Annotated in this window: 11 protein-coding genes, 3 rRNA genes and 2 riboswitches; of the genes, 13 read left to right on the top strand and 1 reads right to left on the bottom strand. The window is 39.1% G+C overall.

Going from position 1 to position 18,186, the window contains the following annotated elements:
• Positions 1-29: 29 nt before the first annotated feature.
• The 9 genes from Q8X41_RS10525 to guaA all read left to right on the top strand — a co-directional run bounded on the left by Q8X41_RS10525 (position 30) and on the right by guaA (position 10,284).
• Entirely contained in the window at positions 30-644 is a 615-nt protein-coding gene (locus tag Q8X41_RS10525; RefSeq protein ID WP_397540154.1) for a nitrous oxide reductase accessory protein NosL, read from the top strand.
• Positions 645-710: 66 nt separating this feature from the next.
• A complete protein-coding gene (locus tag Q8X41_RS10520) occupies positions 711-1,997 on the top strand; it encodes a nitrous oxide reductase family maturation protein NosD (RefSeq protein WP_397540153.1) in 1,287 nt (428 codons plus the stop codon).
• Positions 1,994-2,449, top strand: coding sequence for a nitrous oxide reductase accessory protein NosL (locus Q8X41_RS10515; RefSeq protein ID WP_397540152.1), 456 nt, complete (start codon positions 1,994-1,996; stop codon positions 2,447-2,449). Before Q8X41_RS10520 ends, Q8X41_RS10515 begins: the two co-directional genes overlap by 4 nt.
• Entirely contained in the window at positions 2,431-3,261 is an 831-nt protein-coding gene (locus Q8X41_RS10510) for an ABC transporter permease (RefSeq protein WP_397540151.1), read from the top strand. The genes Q8X41_RS10515 and Q8X41_RS10510 overlap by 19 nt, the downstream gene beginning before the upstream one ends.
• Positions 3,258-3,944, top strand: a complete 687-nt coding sequence (locus Q8X41_RS10505) for an ABC transporter ATP-binding protein (protein WP_397540150.1) — start codon at positions 3,258-3,260, stop codon at positions 3,942-3,944. Before Q8X41_RS10510 ends, Q8X41_RS10505 begins: the two co-directional genes overlap by 4 nt.
• Before the next feature lie 139 nt (positions 3,945-4,083).
• A complete protein-coding gene (locus tag Q8X41_RS10500; protein ID WP_397540149.1) occupies positions 4,084-5,031 on the top strand; it encodes an AAA family ATPase in 948 nt (315 codons plus the stop codon).
• A complete protein-coding gene (locus Q8X41_RS10495; RefSeq protein ID WP_397540148.1) occupies positions 5,028-6,248 on the top strand; it encodes a DUF58 domain-containing protein in 1,221 nt (406 codons plus the stop codon). Before Q8X41_RS10500 ends, Q8X41_RS10495 begins: the two co-directional genes overlap by 4 nt.
• On the top strand, positions 6,245-8,461 hold the full coding sequence (locus tag Q8X41_RS10490) for a transglutaminaseTgpA domain-containing protein (RefSeq protein ID WP_397540147.1): 2,217 nt from the start codon (positions 6,245-6,247) through the stop codon (positions 8,459-8,461). Before Q8X41_RS10495 ends, Q8X41_RS10490 begins: the two co-directional genes overlap by 4 nt.
• 35 nt (positions 8,462-8,496) lie before the next feature.
• A riboswitch (purine riboswitch) is annotated at positions 8,497-8,598 on the top strand.
• A gap of 132 nt (positions 8,599-8,730) precedes the next feature.
• Positions 8,731-10,284, top strand: a complete 1,554-nt coding sequence (gene guaA, locus Q8X41_RS10485) for a glutamine-hydrolyzing GMP synthase (RefSeq protein WP_397540146.1) — start codon at positions 8,731-8,733, stop codon at positions 10,282-10,284.
• 265 nt (positions 10,285-10,549) lie between these two features.
• Here the strand turns inward: guaA and Q8X41_RS10480 are convergent, their stop codons facing one another.
• Positions 10,550-11,176, bottom strand: coding sequence for a pentapeptide repeat-containing protein (locus tag Q8X41_RS10480; protein WP_397540145.1), 627 nt, complete (start codon positions 11,174-11,176; stop codon positions 10,550-10,552).
• A gap of 192 nt (positions 11,177-11,368) precedes the next feature.
• Positions 11,369-11,470, top strand: a riboswitch (purine riboswitch).
• A gap of 129 nt (positions 11,471-11,599) precedes the next feature.
• On the opposite strand from Q8X41_RS10480, the gene Q8X41_RS10475 reads away from it, so the two are divergent.
• From Q8X41_RS10475 to rrf, 4 genes are all read left to right on the top strand, one after another.
• A complete protein-coding gene (locus Q8X41_RS10475; RefSeq protein ID WP_397540144.1) occupies positions 11,600-12,934 on the top strand; it encodes an NCS2 family permease in 1,335 nt (444 codons plus the stop codon).
• Positions 12,935-13,337: 403 nt separating this feature from the next.
• Positions 13,338-14,885, top strand: a 16S ribosomal RNA gene (locus Q8X41_RS10470).
• Positions 14,886-15,067: 182 nt separating this feature from the next.
• Positions 15,068-17,995, top strand: a 23S ribosomal RNA gene (locus tag Q8X41_RS10465).
• A gap of 59 nt (positions 17,996-18,054) precedes the next feature.
• Positions 18,055-18,171: ribosomal RNA gene (rrf, locus tag Q8X41_RS10460) — 5S ribosomal RNA — on the top strand.
• Together the 16S, 23S and 5S rRNA genes form the textbook arrangement of a ribosomal RNA operon.
• Positions 18,172-18,186: the final 15 nt, after the last annotated feature.

Below are 18,186 nucleotides of genomic sequence, written 5' to 3'. Positions count from 1 at the left end.
TAGTAATTGATTGAAAGGGGAGTAAACATATGAAAAAGAAATTATCTATAGTTATAATTCTAACTGCATCATTATTAGGAGCTTGTAATCAGAATGATGAAAAAACGACTCACCAGCATAATTCAACAGAACAAACAACTAAAGCAAGTAATACAGTAGATGAACGTTTAAAAGAACCAACAAAAGATGATAAATGTGCATTTTGTGATATGAAGGTATTTGATGCAAAACAAGAAATGGGTGCTTTTACTGCTCAAGCAATCAAGAAAGATGGCTCAACTATGTTCTTGGATGATATAGGCTGTATATTAAACCAAGAGCGAAAAGATAAAGAAACATATGAAAAATATGTTCGTGACTATAATTCGAAAGAGTGGTTGAAATTAGATGATGCCATTATTGTAAAAGCAGATATTAAAACACCGATGAACTATGGCTATGCATTTTTCAAAGATCAAAAAAGTGCAGATGCATTTATAGAAAAAAATAAAGGTGCTCAGATTGCTAAAGTATCTGATATCGATAAAATAGCTCTTGAACGATACAAGATGAAAATGAAGAAAATGCAAGATATGAAAAAAAGTGATTCCGATAAAAAGATGGATATGCATTCTGATGATAACAATACTGATAGTCATAAATAATAATAATCCTATGGAAGGGCTGGAGGGGACTCTGGCCTTTTTGTCATTGAATGGAGGTGGGCAAAATTGAAACGTCTTTTGATACTAATCGCTTTTTTTATCACTTCTTTTTGTTTGATGCCACAAGGTCATGCGAAAGCAGAAACTTTGCAGCAGCTAATTGACCAAACACCTGAGGGGGGCGTATTGCATCTACAAGGAAGAAAGTATAAAGAAAATGTTATTATTCATAAATCTATTACGATTAAGGGATCAAAGCAAACTGTAATAGAAAGTAATACCCAAGAAGCTGTAATCAAAATAGAAGGTGTAAATAACGTAAAAATAGAAAATCTCACTATTCAAAATGCTCATGTAGGAATTGTGGCGAAGAATGTACAAAATCTTCAATGTGAGGGAGTAACTCTAAAAAATAGTTGGAGTGGGATTCAGCTTTACAACTCAAAAGGTGTTATGCTGCAGAATCTTTCGATCAAAGGGATTCATGGACATTATTCCAAAAAAGGAAATGGAATTGCTTTTTTTAATAGTAGGAATGTGATAGTAAAGCATAACAAAATTGATCATGTTCAAGACGGTATTTATTTAGAAAATGTAAATGATATCAAACTAGTTTCTAATAACATTCAAAATGGTCGATATGGAATCCATTTTATGTTTGTGAAAAATGGTCAAGCAAATAACAATACATTTAAAAGAAATGTAACTGGGATTATGTTGATGATGTCAGAAAATGTAATACTGTCAACAAATAATATAATTGATCAAAGTGGATTGAATGCATCTGGAATGACTTTGTTTCAATCCAAAAATATTAAAAGTAAAGAGAACAAATTTCAATATAATCGTACCGCCATTTCTGCTCAAAGTTTAACAAATTCAACGATACAAAAGAATACCTTTTTAATGAACCAAACGGCAGTAGAATTAATTCGTTCCAATGAAAAGAACAATGTGAAGGAAAACGATTTTATTGGTAATATAGTGAATCTTCGCTCAGATGGGACAAACAGTCATATAGCTCGAAATTATTATGATGATTATTCAGGGATTGATGTAAATGGTGATGATATTGGTGATCGTTCTTATGTTGCACTACAAAGTTTTGGACAATGGATGGTAAGGCAACCAGCTTATCAATATTTTATCGAATCACCAAGTGTCGTTTTGTTAAATGAAATGGACCGACAAACAAATGCAATTGAGAAAAAACAACTAGTCGACAAAGCACCAATGATGCATAGTGCAATTAACATGGAACAAGAAAATACAGTAAATATAGGAAAAGTCTTTATAGGAATAGTTGTTATGCTATCAATACTATGGTTTTGGAGAAAGGAAATACGATCATGAAAAAAAGATTTTTAATAGGTATTTTCACTGCGGTATTACTACTACAAGCTTGTGGCAATAAAGAATACAAACCGAAAGAAATTGTAAGCGAAACGGATGTTTGTAAAGTTTGCAATATGAGTATTGTCTATAAAGATTTTGCTGGTGAAATTGCCTTAACAAACGGTGATTATGAAGTGTTTGATGATATTGGTTGTTTAATAGAATATATGAAAAATATGAATGAGAAAGATTTAGGAGAAGCCTTTATCAAAGATCAAAGTGGTAAGGAATGGCTAAATGTTAAAACAGCAACCTACGTTTATGACAAAGATATTTGGACACCCATGTCATATGGCGTAATTGCATTTAAAACAAAAGATAGCGCAAAGAACTATATAAAAAAATCAGGTAAGGGAGAACTATTAAGTTTTGCAGATTTAAAAACTTTTAAATGGGGTGTGCAACATTGAGAAATCACCTATTTATTCGTTTAGAATGGAGACAGATGTTAAGGAGTCGATGGATGCAGTCGGTAGCATTGCTATTTGTCTTCGTCTTTGCATCTATATCCCTTATTCAGCAAATTGCTTTACCCAATGATCTAGGATTTACAAGACAAACCGCAAGTTTTCTAAATCTACTACTATTCCTACTCCCTTTATTTATCTTAACAATAGGTAGTATGGGCGTCGCGAGTGATTTAGAGTCTGGTTGGTTTTCGTTATTAAAAACCTATCCATTGAGCGTTATTCAATATATTATCGGAAAATACATTGCGTTGCTGTTATCCTTTACGCTCATTTTATTGCTAGCTTTTGGTGTTGTATTAACTATGAACGGAATTTCCGGGCAAACTCATTTTCCTACTATTTTTTTAGGTTTATCCATTTTGACGATGCTTATTTTTTCATCTATTGCTATACTATGTGGAATCTTAGCTAAGAACCGTTTACATGCTTTAGCTGTATCATTAGTTGTTTGGGCTTTGGCATTATTGTTAATATCGTATGCGTTGATGGCTGTTGGTACTGTAGTAGCTGGTCATGTTTTGCAAAAATTAACCATAGTAATGATTCATATTAATCCAGCTGAATGGATTCGATTTGGTTATTTTCTTTTCTCTGATCAAGCATCCGTATTAGGACCATCATTTTATAGTTTTACTGAGTTTTACAGTTCTCCAGTAGGTTACTTACTTTATGCAATCATTACAATCTTATGGATAGTGTTCCCGATTTTATTAGCAAAATGGTTATTGGAGAAAAGGGGGCGTCAAGCATGATTGTAGAAGGGGAAAAACTAGTAAAAAAATATTCAAAAGAGCAAGGATTACTAGATGTTTCGTTTACCTTACAAGAGGGGAGAATAATAGCTTTAGCAGGTGGAAATGGTGCTGGGAAAAGTACGTTAATCCGCCTTCTAATTGGAGAAGAAAAGCTAAATAGTGGGGTATTAAATTGGGCTATTAAACCTTCCATTCGATATATGCCAGATGATGTGAACTTTCCGCCAACTTTGACAGCACTTGAGATTTTGCAGTTACTTGCTGGTTTAAAGAAGATTCCATCAGGCGAGATTGAAACAGTACTTAAACGAGTTGGATTATGGGAATATAGGAAGCAACGTGTTCGTCAATTTTCTAAAGGGATGAGACAACGATTAAACTTAGCACAAGCTCTTTTAGGAGACGAACAGTTACTTATTTTAGATGAACCAACAAATGGATTAGATATTCGTTGGATTGCTGAGCTGAAGAATATATTACAGGAACAAAAGGATGCAGGGAAAACTATTTTATTTTCTACTCATCTACTTTCCTTTGCGGAAGAACTTGCAGATGATGTTCTTTTATTACATGAAGGAAGGGTTTTAAAACATGGTAATATTAAATCTGTTTTACAAGAATCAAAAACAATACATTTAGAGGAACTTTTTATGCATGAAATCAGTTCAAAAAAGGAATAAGTGTAATATCGTTTAAAAAACACGGCTAATCATTAAGTCGTGTTTTTTGTAAGTGTCGAAAATAGTCATGTTATAATAATGTTAATTGAGGAAATAAAAGAGAAAACGCATAGACGAGAAATTTACAGGAGGACAACGAATGGAGACACAGGAAAAGCTACAATCCATTATCAAAAATATAGAAAAAGTAATGATTGGTAAAAAACATATTGCTGAATTAAGTGTTGTAGCATTATTGGCAGAAGGTCATGTTTTGCTTGAAGATGTACCTGGTGTAGGGAAAACAATGATGGTACGTGCACTTTCAAAGTCAGTAAGTGCTAATTTTAAACGCATTCAGTTCACACCAGACTTACTCCCTTCAGATGTAATAGGTGTATCCATTTATAATCCCAAAGATATGGAATTCCACTTCCGCCCGGGTCCAATTATGGGGAACATCGTATTGGCGGATGAAATTAACCGAACATCTCCCAAAACACAATCTGCCCTACTAGAAGGGATGGAAGAAGCAGCTGTAACCATCGATGGTGAAACATTGCAAATTCCAAAACCATTTTTTGTAATGGCCACTCAAAATCCAATTGAGCATGAAGGGACATATCCTCTGCCTGAAGCTCAGTTAGATCGTTTTTTATTGAAATTGAAGATGGGTTACCCAAGCCATGATGATGAAATTGAAGTTTTGCGTAGAGCAGAAGGTACACGTCCAATTGAATCACTAAAGGCAGTTGTTTCTTTAGAAGAATTAAAGGAATTACAACAAGAAGTGAAAACTGTTCATGTTGATGAGTTGGTTAAAGGTTATATTGTTGATCTTGCAAGGGCGACTAGAGAACATCAATATGTTTATCTTGGTGCAAGTCCTCGTGGCTCAATTGCTTTGATGAAGGCATCGCAAGCTTATGCATTATTGAAAGGTCGTCGATATGTGACACCAGATGATGTGCAATTTTTGGCGCCATTCGTCTTTTCTCATCGTCTAATATTGAAGCCAGAAGCACGATATGATGGGATTACACCTGAAGAAATTATTGGACGCGTTATGATTAATACAACTGTACCAATTAAAAGGGCTTCGAAATGATGAAGAGATATAAAATCCGATGGCTATCACAAGCTATTACACGTCTTGTAATGGTTGTATTACTGTTAGCTATTACGATTTGCTTTGCATTGATGCAGGGGGGATTTGTTAGTTGGTTTATCTTTTTCATGTTTTTCCCATTTGCACTGTATTCTATCATGCTGTTTTTTGTACCATTAAAACAATTTTCGGTTGAAAGAACGATGCTTACTGGGCATTTGGAACATGGAGATCCCCTTCGGATGAGGATGACATTAACTAGAAAATCACGTTTTCCATTACTTTATACGGTTATTCAAGAAAGCATGCCGAGTGAGATTTTCGATGAAGAAGCAGCTGATCAGACACGGCATTTCTTCATGATGGGTATGAAAAAACAATTATCTTGGAACTATGAAATTCCTAATATGCCACGTGGTCATCATCAACTAGAAGGCATTGAACTAACAATTACTGATTTCTTTGGATGGGTCAAAAAAACAGCTTTAATTCCTGCGAAACGATCAGTTGTTGTTTATCCAAAGGTAGAAAAACTTACCTATACGCCATTGCGTTTAACCAAAAGTAGCGGTGCAGGGACAGCACGCAATAACGCTGTCCGTGATACGACAATGGTGTCGGGTATTCGTGAATATCAACCAGGGGATCGTATGACATGGATTCATTGGAAAACATTTGCGAAAACGCAAAATTTACAAACGAAGGAATTTGAAGATCAACAATCTCAAGAAATTTGTCTTGTACTAGATGGTTCACCATCAGAGATATTCGAAGAAAAAGTTGAGTTATGTGCTTCGATTTTATCTGCTGTTGTAAGTCAACATTTAACGATGTCTTTTCTATCTGCAGGCGAAAAGCAGTTCTATTTTGATCTGATTCAAACAGAAGAACAATTGCAGCAGGTAATGTATCAATTGGCGGGTATACAGCCTCAGCCGATTGAAAAAGTTGAACATAAATTTGGACAAAACCGTGCCTTGATAAATGCGGCAATGATCTATTTTGTTACGAATTCATTGACATCTGAGTGGCTTAATATTTTGAAAAAGGTTTCTGGAAAGTCACAAGGTGCAATTTGTTTTATTGTTCGAACTCCTGCACAAAGTATCTCGGAGCAAGAGCAGAAATTAGAAACAATCGCAAAAGAAAATGGTATTCTTGTATTCCCTATAACGCGTAAACAATTTGCAAGCGCCTTTACGGAGGTGTTGAAATGACGAATTCACCTGTGATGAAATGGACAAGCTTAATCGGTCTTTATCTCATTATTTTTTTAATGTTAGTAGAATGGCTTGTACCAGTAGTACATCTTACAAATACAGGGCATCTCGGTTTATTTCTTATCTTCGTATTAATTTGTTTAGGTAGTAATATTCTCAATCTAAATGGTGTGCTGTCGTTTATTATTAAAATTCTTTATGTAATATGGTTTTTAATGTATGTGTATATGGGGACGAAAGTATTTTCTGTAGAGAGTTTTATGAAAATTGCAGATGAATTTGTTATTAGTATTCAAGCTCTCGTTGACGGAAATTGGGATGGAGTGACAGATTCATTTCGCAGTATATTATTTTTTGTATTGTTATGGATGACAATCTATCTGATTCATCACTGGCTAACAGTAAAGCATTCTGTACTCTATTTCTTTTTAACAACCATCATATTCTTAAGCTTGTTAGATACACTGACAAATTACGATGCAAAATATGCGATGATTCGTGTGATGGTACTAGGGATATTACTTATGGGTGTCTTATATATCAATCGCTTATTTACAAATAGCCAGGTTAAATGGAAACCAAAGCATTATGCTATGTTAATGATTCCGCTTATTGTCATGATTATTGGTAGTGCAGCATTTGCGTATATAATGCCTAAAAGGCCAGCAATGGTTAATGTCCCTGAGCCTATAGAAAGACTCGTAAATTGGCAAAATGGTCAAAATAGCGGTATTGGTAAAATTGGTTATGTTGAAGACGATCGTAAACTGGGTGGCCCATTCGAAGAAGATAATCGTCCTGTATTTGAAGCGACTGCAAAGAAAAATCAATATTGGCGTGTGGAAACAAAGAATATCTATACCGGAAAAGGATGGGAACGTAAGAAAGGCGACGTTTATGTTCATACCTTTGGCTATGGTGATGAAATTCCAATGTCGATGAAACCTGGTAAAAAGAAGAACATAGATGAAGCTACGATTACTTTAAAGAAAAATTATAAATTTATATTACAACCTTATGGGTTAAAAACCATTGATCAACCAAATGATGAGAAATCTTTTTATATTGAAATTGATGGTGAAAAAATCCGCCCAACCATAAATGAAAAAAGGGTTCTTTTGCCACATTATTCAATGACCTATTCAACACCTGAATATAGCTTGAAGGCATTAGAAAAAACAAGAGAGTCTGATTTAAAGAAACTTTCGAAGGACTATAATCAATATTTGCAGCTTCCTGCCTCTTTACCGAAGCGAGTAAAGAAACTAGCTGTTGAAATAACGAAAGATGAGACAAACTTATACGATAAAGCAAATGCAATTGTTTCATATTTTCAATATAACGGTTATAAGTATTCACGTAATGATGTAGCGATTCCTTCAGAAAAGCAAGATTATGTTGACCAATTCCTTTTTGAAACAAAATCAGGTTATTGTGATAACTTTTCAACTTCTATGGTTGTCATGCTCCGTACATTAGGAATTCCAGCGCGTTGGGTTAAAGGCTTCTCAGAAGGAGATGAGGTCATTTCCAATGATGATACACATCATTTTATTGTAACAAACAATAATGCTCATTCATGGGTAGAAGCATATTTACCAGGAGTTGGTTGGATGGCATTTGAACCTACAATCGGCTTCAATGGATTTGATAATGTATTGGATGATGTAAAAGACAATCAAACGGAAGGTACCATTAATCCAAAGCAAAAAGAAAATGATCAAGCAAAAGCAGAAAAGAAAAAGAAAAAGAAAGCAGAGCAAAAGAAAAAGTACAAACAAGAAAAAGCAAAAACAGAAGAAAAGAAAAAAAGCAATCTGAAACAAGCTACGAATAATCAAGTGAACAAAGCGATTATCATACCAGTCATCATTATCATAGCACTTACAATGCTAATATACTTTACTCGCCGAAAATGGATGCCGAAATGGTTATTGATGAAATATCGCTTAAGAGGACATAAAAATATTCCAATAGATAAAATGTATGAAGATTTATTGAAGCAGCTTTCTTTAATCGGATTGTCGAAAGCACAAGGACAAACCTTAGGAGATTTTGCGAAACAAGTAGATGCTCATTTTGGAACGGATCACATGAGCATTTTAACTCAAGCATATGAGCAAAAAATCTATAGTAAAGAGACTTCTATAATCGATAATGATAAAATTAAAGAATGTTGGAAATATTTAATCAATCATTTAACCGGTTGATTTTGCCTCATATAACCTGTAAAATTGAGAAAAATTATTAATAATTGAACTACCCTCGTATATGTTCGGAAATATGGTTCGAATGTTTCTACCAAGCTACCGTAAATAGTTTGACTATGAAGGCAAATATAGCTATGTTTTAGACATAGTTTATTTGCCTTTTGGAGAAACTGAACGCGTAGGAAGAGCAATACTTTCAACGCGTTCTTTTCATAATGCGACTATATAAGAGACGTAGTCATTTATAAAATATAGAAGAGGTGGAACTGTTGTCAGCTAGTACACAACTAATAAATCAAGAAAAAATCATCGTTCTTGATTTCGGTAGTCAATATAATCAATTAATTACACGTCGTATTCGTGAATTCGGTGTTTACAGTGAGTTACACCCACATACAATCACAGCACAAGAATTAAAAGATATGAATGCTACAGGTATCATCTTCTCAGGTGGTCCAAACTCTGTTTATGACGACAATGCATTCAAAATCGACGAAGAAATCTTTGAATTAGGCTTACCAATCTTAGGTATTTGCTACGGTATGCAATTAATGGCTCATACTCTAGGTGGTAAAGTAGAAGCTGCGTCTCACCGTGAATACGGTAAAGCAGAAGTTAAAGTGCTTGAAGCAAACAAATTATTTGCTGATACACCAGAAGAACAAGTTGTTTGGATGAGTCACGGTGACTTAGTAACAGCTACTCCAGAAGGCTTTACTACAATCGCTACAAGCGACTCTTGCCCAATCGCTGCAATGGCAAACACAGAACGTAAATTCTACGCTGTACAATTCCACCCAGAAGTACGTCACTCTGTATACGGTAACGACTTACTTCGTCACTTCGCATTAGACATCTGTGGCTGTAAAGGCGACTGGTCAATGGCGAACTTCATCGAAATTGAAACAGAAAAAATCCGTAACATCGTTGGTGACAAACAAGTTCTTTGCGCACTTTCAGGTGGCGTAGACTCATCAGTTGTAGCGGTTTTAATCCACAAAGCAATCGGTGACCAATTAACTTGTATGTTCGTAGACCACAACTTAAACCGTAAAGGTGAAGTTGAACAAGTAATGAAAACTTTCACTGAAGACTTCGATATGAAACTTATTAAAATCGATGCTCGTGAACGCTTCATGAACAAACTGAAAGGCGTATCTGACCCAGAACAAAAACGTAAAATCATCGGTAACGAATTCATTTACGTATTTGACGAAGAATCAGCTAAACTTACTGACATGGACTTCTTAGCTCAAGGTACTCTTTACACTGATATCATCGAATCTGGTACAGCAACTGCACAAACAATTAAATCTCACCACAACGTTGGCGGTCTTCCAGAAGACATGAAATTCGAACTTATCGAACCACTTAACACATTATTCAAAGACGAAGTACGTGCGCTTGGTTTAGAACTTGGTCTTCCTGAAGCAGTAGTATGGCGTCAACCATTCCCAGGTCCTGGTCTAGGTATCCGTGTACTTGGCGAAGTAACAGAAGATAAATTAGAAATCGTACGTAATGCAGACTTCATCCTACGTGAAGAAATCAAAAAAGCTGGTCTTGACCGCGACATCTGGCAATACTTCTGCGTACTACCAGACATCCGTTCAGTCGGTGTTATGGGTGATGGTCGTACTTATGACTACGCAATCGGTATCCGCGGCGTAACATCAATTGATGGTATGACTTCTGACTGGGCACGTATCCCATATGACGTACTAGAGAAAATCTCTGTACGTATCGTAAACGAAGTAGATCACGTTAACCGCGTACTGTATGACATTACTTCTAAGCCACCAGCTACTATTGAGTGGGAATAAACATCAGCTAAATTTCGAGGAGCGTTAGCCCCGCAGAAATTTCTTGCGACAGCAAGGCTGATGTTTGCGACGAGGAGCAACTGTACTGCAGGAGCACAAAGAAATAGCAACTAAAAAGAGCTTGGAGAGCCTTATCTAATAAGGTTTCTTCCAAGCTTTTTTGTATTTGTATCTGTATTTGCAAATGTTACGTAAAATTCGTTATGTAGAGAATCCAATAGTGTAAAGAAGCTCACTTATCTTTATGTGATAAGTGAGCTTCTTTCTAGTCTTTAATCGTAACACCAAGCATTATAGCAATTGCAGCGGATTGATCAAATCGAATTGATAAGCCATTTGCTAAGGCAGGTGATAATTTAATATCAATAAAATCACAAGTTGAAAAATCTAAACGATTTAAATTACTCTCTGTAAAATCTGCTAGTTGTAAATTGCACTTTAGAAGTTCTACTTTATCAAAATGAACATTCTGAAAGAAAGTTTCTTCTAATTGATTTCCCTCGAAGCAAACTTGATTCATCTTGCTTTCGGAGAAAATAGAATAATTCATCAAACTATCTTGCCAAAATACATTTTTGAATTTACTGCCGATAAATTGTGAGCCTATTAATTTACAAGCTTGAAACTGGCAGCGGTAAAATATAGATTTATTAAATTCAAAGTTAGATAAATCACATTTTTTGAAAATGATATCTAAGAATTCCGTTTGAGTATAATCGCTTGTTAAGAATCGGCAATTTTCAAACTGCACTTCTTGTAATTGTTTTCTTCCAAAACGACAATCAACTTCACAATCAATTAAGTGTGTATTTTCTTCAATTTCTTCGAGCATAATAGAATCATTTTGGATGGTTTGTGTGTAATTTTTTGAAGGTTCTATGATTTTGTCCATTAAATCGCCTACCTCGCTAGTTGTTATTTAGTAAATATATTGTCACATATTGTTTGGAAAAGTAAATAATTATTATTGGTAGCATAACACAGTTACGTTAATGTTAGTCTAATTCACGAACTATTAATAAATAAAATTAAAAAACGTTCGGAAAAGGTGTTGAAATAGTAATAAAAGCATGATATATTATCAAAGTAAATTAAATAACGTCGTCGTATAATGTCGGGAATATGGCCCGAAAGTTTCTACCGAGTTACCGTAAATGACTTGACTACGATTTATAAGAAGAAGGAAAATATCTTCTATTATATCTTTGCGAGATTTGAAGAACTTGTAAAGAATCGTAGGCAGTCAACTTGAAATTGAAGTTGATTGTCTTTTTTATTCTCTCAGACGTATAAGACGGCATACGGAGGATTAATCATGAAAAAGTATTTCCAATTTGAAGAACTTGGCACCAATTACCGCCGAGAGATAATTGGTGGAGTTACAACATTCTTAGCAATGGCATATATTTTAGCGTTAAATCCACTTATTTTAACGTTAGCAGATGTAAAAGATTTACCTGACGCAATGCGTATGGATTATGGTTCTGTTTTTGTGGCAACAGCTTTAGCAGCAGCAGTCGGTTCATTCATTATGGGCTTCATCGCAAAATATCCAATCGGTTTAGCTCCGGGGATGGGACTTAATGCATTCTTTGCTTATACTGTTATCTTAACTTACCATATCCCATGGCAAACAGGTTTAACAGGCGTATTCTTCTCAGGTGTTATCTTTATTATTCTTTCATTAACAGGTATTCGTGAAACAATTATCAATGCTATTCCGGTTCAGCTAAAATATGCTGTTTCTGCAGGTATTGGTTTATTTATAACTTTTGTTGGTTTAAAAAATGCAGGTATTGTGGTAGCAAATAAAAGCACATTTGTTACTTTAGGTGATTTCACAGATGGTAATGTATTGCTAGCAATCGCTGGTATTTTTATAACGGTTATTTTATTAGCACGTAAAGTAAAAGCAGGTATTTTCTACGGTATGGTAATCACTGCAATACTCGGTATGATCTTTGGTTTAGTAGACGTACCAAAAGCAGTTGTTTCATCGATTCCGAGTGTTGCACCAACATTTGGTGTTGCATTAGATCCTATTATTCATGATCCCGCATCATTATTTAACGTTAAATTTCTTGTAGTTGTTTTAACATTCTTATTCGTAGACTTCTTTGATACAGCAGGTACATTAATGGCCGTAGCAAACCAAGCTGGATTAGTAAAAGACAATAAATTACCACGAGCTGGTAAAGCTTTATTAGCAGATGCATTAGGTACAACAGTTGGTTCTATCTTTGGGACTTCAACTACTACTGCATATGTTGAATCTACTGCTGGTGTTGGTGCAGGTGCACGATCTGGTTTTACGGCAGTTGTAGTCGGTGTGCTTTTCTTACTAGCATTATTCTTCTCGCCATTACTAAGTGTCGTAACAACAGCAGTAACAACTCCTGCACTTGTAATTGTTGGGGTAATGATGGCGTCTTCATTACGATTAATTGAATGGGATAAATTCGAAATTGCAGTACCAGCGTTTATGACAATGTTCATGATGCCAATGGGTTATAGTATTGCTTCTGGTATAGCAGTTGGGTTCATTTTCTATCCAATTACAATGTTACTTGCAGGACGTAAAAAAGAAGTACATCCATTAATGTATGTTTTATTCTTCGTATTCCTTGCATACTTCATTTGGGTAAGATAATTCCAATAATAATTTAGCAGCTTTCCTTTTAAGGGAAGCTGCTTTTTTGTGTTTACTATAGAAGGAGAGTAAAAGTTTTAATAAAATCATTATTATTTTCAATTAAAACGTTGACAACTAGCTAATAGGGGAGTATAGTAAATGACGTTGACTCGTTACGAGGAAGCAAACAACAAATTATGACTTAAAACTTCTGATAAAAAAGTTATTGACTTTGTGAAACAGATGTGATAAGATATAAAAGTCGTTAAGATGACGACGAGATATGAACCTTGAAAACTGAACAAGCAAGACGTTAATCAATAAACTTTGTTCACTAACTTCTGTTAGTAACAAGGACAAACAATAGATATCATCTTATAGATGATACGCTAGCAAAGCTAATGAGCTTTCAAACTTTACTTTTATGGAGAGTTTGATCCTGGCTCAGGACGAACGCTGGCGGCGTGCCTAATACATGCAAGTCGAGCGAATGATGAGGAGCTTGCTCCTCTGATTTAGCGGCGGACGGGTGAGTAACACGTGGGCAACCTGCCTTGTAGACTGGGATAACTTCGGGAAACCGGAGCTAATACCGGATAATCCATCTTCTCTCATGTGAAGATGTTGAAAGGCGCTTCGGCGTCACTACAGGATGGGCCCGCGGTGCATTAGCTAGTTGGTGGGGTAACGGCCTACCAAGGCAACGATGCATAGCCGACCTGAGAGGGTGATCGGCCACATTGGGACTGAGACACGGCCCAAACTCCTACGGGAGGCAGCAGTAGGGAATCTTCCACAATGGACGAAAGTCTGATGGAGCAACGCCGCGTGAGTGATGAAGGTTTTCGGATCGTAAAACTCTGTTGTAAGGGAAGAACAAGTACGTTAGGAAATGAACGTACCTTGACGGTACCTTATTAGAAAGCCACGGCTAACTACGTGCCAGCAGCCGCGGTAATACGTAGGTGGCAAGCGTTGTCCGGATTTATTGGGCGTAAAGCGCGCGCAGGTGGTTTCTTAAGTCTGATGTGAAAGCCCACGGCTCAACCGTGGAGGGTCATTGGAAACTGGGGAACTTGAGTGCAGAAGAGGATAGTGGAATTCCAAGTGTAGCGGTGAAATGCGTAGAGATTTGGAGGAACACCAGTGGCGAAGGCGACTGTCTGGTCTGTAACTGACACTGAGGCGCGAAAGCGTGGGGAGCAAACAGGATTAGATACCCTGGTAGTCCACGCCGTAAACGATGAGTGCTAAGTGTTAGGGGGTTTCCGCCCCTTAGTGCTGCAGCTAACGCATTAAGCACTCCGCCTGGGGAGTACGACCGCAAGGTTGAAACTCAAAGGAATTGACGGGGGCCCGCACAAGCGGTGGAGCATGTGGTTTAATTCGAAGCAACGCGAAGAACCTTACCAGGTCTTGACATCCCAGTGACCGCTCTAGAGATAGAGTTTTCCCTTCGGGGACATTGGTGACAGGTGGTGCATGGTTGTCGTCAGCTCGTGTCGTGAGATGTTGGGTTAAGTCCCGCAACGAGCGCAACCCTTAATCTTAGTTGCCATCATTTAGTTGGGCACTCTAAGGTGACTGCCGGTGACAAACCGGAGGAAGGTGGGGATGACGTCAAATCATCATGCCCCTTATGACCTGGGCTACACACGTGCTACAATGGACGGTACAAAGAGTCGCTAACTCGCGAGAGTACGCTAATCTCATAAAACCGTTCTCAGTTCGGATTGTAGGCTGCAACTCGCCTACATGAAGCCGGAATCGCTAGTAATCGCGGATCAGCATGCCGCGGTGAATACGTTCCCGGGCCTTGTACACACCGCCCGTCACACCACGAGAGTTTGTAACACCCGAAGTCGGTGAGGTAACCTTTTGGAGCCAGCCGCCGAAGGTGGGATAGATGATTGGGGTGAAGTCGTAACAAGGTAGCCGTATCGGAAGGTGCGGCTGGATCACCTCCTTTCTAAGGAATATTTCGGAAATAAGTTCTTGGAACTTATACGATTAACGCTTGCTGTTCAGTTTTGAAGGCTCATCGCTTTCAAAACTTGTTCTTTGAAAACTGGATAAAACGACATTGAAGAAATTCTTAAGTAACACATTTTTTATATTAAGTTTTAAATTTTTTAGGCTTAATAACTTATAGGTTAAGTTATTAAGGGCGCATGGCGGATGCCTTGGCACTAGAAGCCGATGAAGGACGGCACTAACACCGATATGCTTCGGGGAGCTGTAAGTAAGCTTTGATCCGGAGATTTCCGAATGGGGGAACCCACTGTTCGTAATGGGACAGTATCTTGACGTGAATACATGGCGTCATGATGGCAGACTCAGGGAACTGAAACATCTAAGTACCTGAAGGAAGAGAAAGAAATTTCGATTCCCTTAGTAGCGGCGAGCGAAACGGGAAGAGCCCAAACCAAGAGGCTTGCCTCTTGGGGTTGTAGGACACTCAATACGGAGTTACAAAGGAATGAGTTAGACGAAGCGGTTTGGAAAGACCCACCAAAGAAGGTAACAGTCCTGTAGTCAAAAGTTCATTCTCTCCTGAGTGGATCCTGAGTACGGCGGAACACGTGAAATTCCGTCGGAATCTGGGAGGACCATCTCCCAAGGCTAAATACTCTCTAGTGACCGATAGTGAACCAGTACCGTGAGGGAAAGGTGAAAAGCACCCCGGGAGGGGAGTGAAAGAGATCCTGAAACCATGTGCCTACAAGTAGTTAGAGCCCGTTAATGGGTGATAGCGTGCCTTTTGTAGAATGAACCGGCGAGTTACGATTACATGCAAGGTTAAGTTGAAAAGACGGAGCCGTAGCGAAAGCGAGTCTGAATAGGGCGAATGAGTATGTGGTTGTAGACCCGAAACCAGGTGATCTACCCATGTCCAGGGTGAAGGTAAGGTAACACTTACTGGAGGCCCGAACCCACGCACGTTGAAAAGTGCGGGGATGAGGTGTGGGTAGCGGAGAAATTCCAATCGAACCTGGAGATAGCTGGTTCTCTCCGAAATAGCTTTAGGGCTAGCCTCGTGATAGAGAATCCTGGAGGTAGAGCACTGTTTGGACTAGGGGTCCATCCCGGATTACCGAATTCAGACAAACTCCGAATGCCAGTGATTTATGCACGGGAGTCAGACTGCGAGTGATAAGATCCGTAGTCAAAGGGAAACAGCCCAGACCACCAGCTAAGGTCCCAAAGTAATTGTTAAGTGGAAAAGGATGTGGCGTTGCTTAGACAACCAGGATGTTGGCTCAGAAGCAGCCATCATTTAAAGAGTGCGTAATAGCTCACTGGTCGAGTGACGCTGCGCCGAAAATGTATCGGGGCTAAACAATTCACCGAAGCTGTGGATAGACATCTACGATGTCTGTGGTAGGAGAGCGTTCTAAGTGCTGAGAAGTCAGACCGGAAGGACTGGTGGAGCGCTTAGAAGTGAGAATGCCGGTATGAGTAGCGAAAGATGGGTGAGAATCCCATCCACCGAATGACTAAGGTTTCCTGAGGAAGGCTCGTCCTCTCAGGGTTAGTCGGGACCTAAGCCGAGGCCGATAGGCGTAGGCGATGGATAACAGGTTGATATTCCTGTACCACCTTCCTACCATTTGAGTAATGGGGGGACACAGTAGGATAGGGTAAGCGCACTGTTGGTTATGTGCGTCTAAATAGTAAGGCGTGAGAGTAGGCAAATCCGCTCTCTATAACGTTGAGCTATGATGGCGAGCTCGTATGAGCGAAGTTCCTGATTTCACACTGTCAAGAAAAGCCTCTAGCGAGGTAGGAGGTGCCCGTACCGCAAACCGACACAGGTAGTCGAGGAGAGAATCCTAAGGTGAGCGAGAGAACTCTCGTTAAGGAACTCGGCAAAATGACCCCGTAACTTCGGGAGAAGGGGTGCTCTAGTAGGGTGCAAGCCCGAGAGAGCCGCAGTGAATAGGCCCAGGCGACTGTTTAGCAAAAACACAGGTCTCTGCAAAACCGTAAGGTGACGTATAGGGGCTGACGCCTGCCCGGTGCTGGAAGGTTAAGGGGATTGCTTAGCGTAAGCGAAGGTGAGAACCGAAGCCCCAGTAAACGGCGGCCGTAACTATAACGGTCCTAAGGTAGCGAAATTCCTTGTCGGGTAAGTTCCGACCCGCACGAAAGGCGTAACGATCTGGGCACTGTCTCAACGAGAGACTCGGTGAAATTATAGTACCTGTGAAGATGCAGGTTACCCGCGACAGGACGGAAAGACCCCGTGGAGCTTTACTGTAGCCTGATATTGAATTTTGGTACAGCTTGTACAGGATAGGTAGGAGCCAGAGAGACCGGAGCGCCAGCTTCGGTGGAGGCGTCCTTGGGATACTACCCCAGCTGTATTGAAATTCTAACCCGTACCCCTTAGCGGGGTAGGAGACAGTGTCAGGCGGACAGTTTGACTGGGGCGGTCGCCTCCTAAAGAGTAACGGAGGCGCCCAAAGGTTCCCTCAGAATGGTTGGAAATCATTCGTAGAGTGTAAAGGCACAAGGGAGCTTGACTGCGAGACCTACAAGTCGAGCAGGGTCGAAAGACGGGCTTAGTGATCCGGTGGTTCCGCATGGAAGGGCCATCGCTCAACGGATAAAAGCTACCCCGGGGATAACAGGCTTATCTCCCCCAAGAGTCCACATCGACGGGGAGGTTTGGCACCTCGATGTCGGCTCATCGCATCCTGGGGCTGTAGTCGGTCCCAAGGGTTGGGCTGTTCGCCCATTAAAGCGGTACGCGAGCTGGGTTCAGAACGTCGTGAGACAGTTCGGTCCCTATCCGTCGTGGGCGTAGGAAATTTGAGAGGAGCTGTCCTTAGTACGAGAGGACCGGGATGGACACACCGCTGGTGTACCAGTTGTTCTGCCAAGAGCATCGCTGGGTAGCTATGTGTGGACGGGATAAGTGCTGAAAGCATCTAAGCATGAAGCCCCCCTCAAGATGAGATTTCCCATTACGCAAGTAAGTAAGATCCCTTGAAGACGACAAGGTAGATAGGTTCGAGGTGGAAGTGTGGTGACACATGGAGCTGACGAATACTAATAGATCGAGGACTTAACCAAAAGTTGATTTAAGAACTTCAATGAATGTTTATCCAGTTTTGAGAGAACAATCTCAATAGTCTAGTAATGATGGCAAAGAGGTCACACCTGTTCCCATGCCGAACACAGAAGTTAAGCTCTTTAGCGCCAATGGTAGTTGGGGGCTGTCCCCCTGCGAGAGTAGGACGTTGCTAGGCAAATCAATAGAAATG

The sequence above is a fragment of the Rummeliibacillus pycnus genome (genome assembly GCF_044359855.1).
Taxonomy (GTDB): domain Bacteria; phylum Bacillota; class Bacilli; order Bacillales_A; family Planococcaceae; genus Rummeliibacillus; species Rummeliibacillus pycnus_A.
This window is presented reverse-complemented; position numbering and strand designations above follow the sequence as displayed.

Coding starts and splice junctions, on each gene's coding strand:
- Q8X41_RS10525 (WP_397540154.1), top strand. CDS start 30: ATGAAAAAGAAATTATCTATAGTTATAATTCTAACTGCATCATTATTA.
- Q8X41_RS10515 (WP_397540152.1), top strand. CDS start 1,994: ATGAAAAAAAGATTTTTAATAGGTATTTTCACTGCGGTATTACTACTA.
- Q8X41_RS10510 (WP_397540151.1), top strand. CDS start 2,431: ATGGGGTGTGCAACATTGAGAAATCACCTATTTATTCGTTTAGAATGG.
- Q8X41_RS10505 (WP_397540150.1), top strand. CDS start 3,258: ATGATTGTAGAAGGGGAAAAACTAGTAAAAAAATATTCAAAAGAGCAA.
- Q8X41_RS10500 (WP_397540149.1), top strand. CDS start 4,084: ATGGAGACACAGGAAAAGCTACAATCCATTATCAAAAATATAGAAAAA.
- Q8X41_RS10495 (WP_397540148.1), top strand. CDS start 5,028: ATGATGAAGAGATATAAAATCCGATGGCTATCACAAGCTATTACACGT.
- Q8X41_RS10490 (WP_397540147.1), top strand. CDS start 6,245: ATGACGAATTCACCTGTGATGAAATGGACAAGCTTAATCGGTCTTTAT.
- Q8X41_RS10480 (WP_397540145.1), bottom strand. CDS start 11,176: ATGGACAAAATCATAGAACCTTCAAAAAATTACACACAAACCATCCAA.
- Q8X41_RS10475 (WP_397540144.1), top strand. CDS start 11,600: ATGAAAAAGTATTTCCAATTTGAAGAACTTGGCACCAATTACCGCCGA.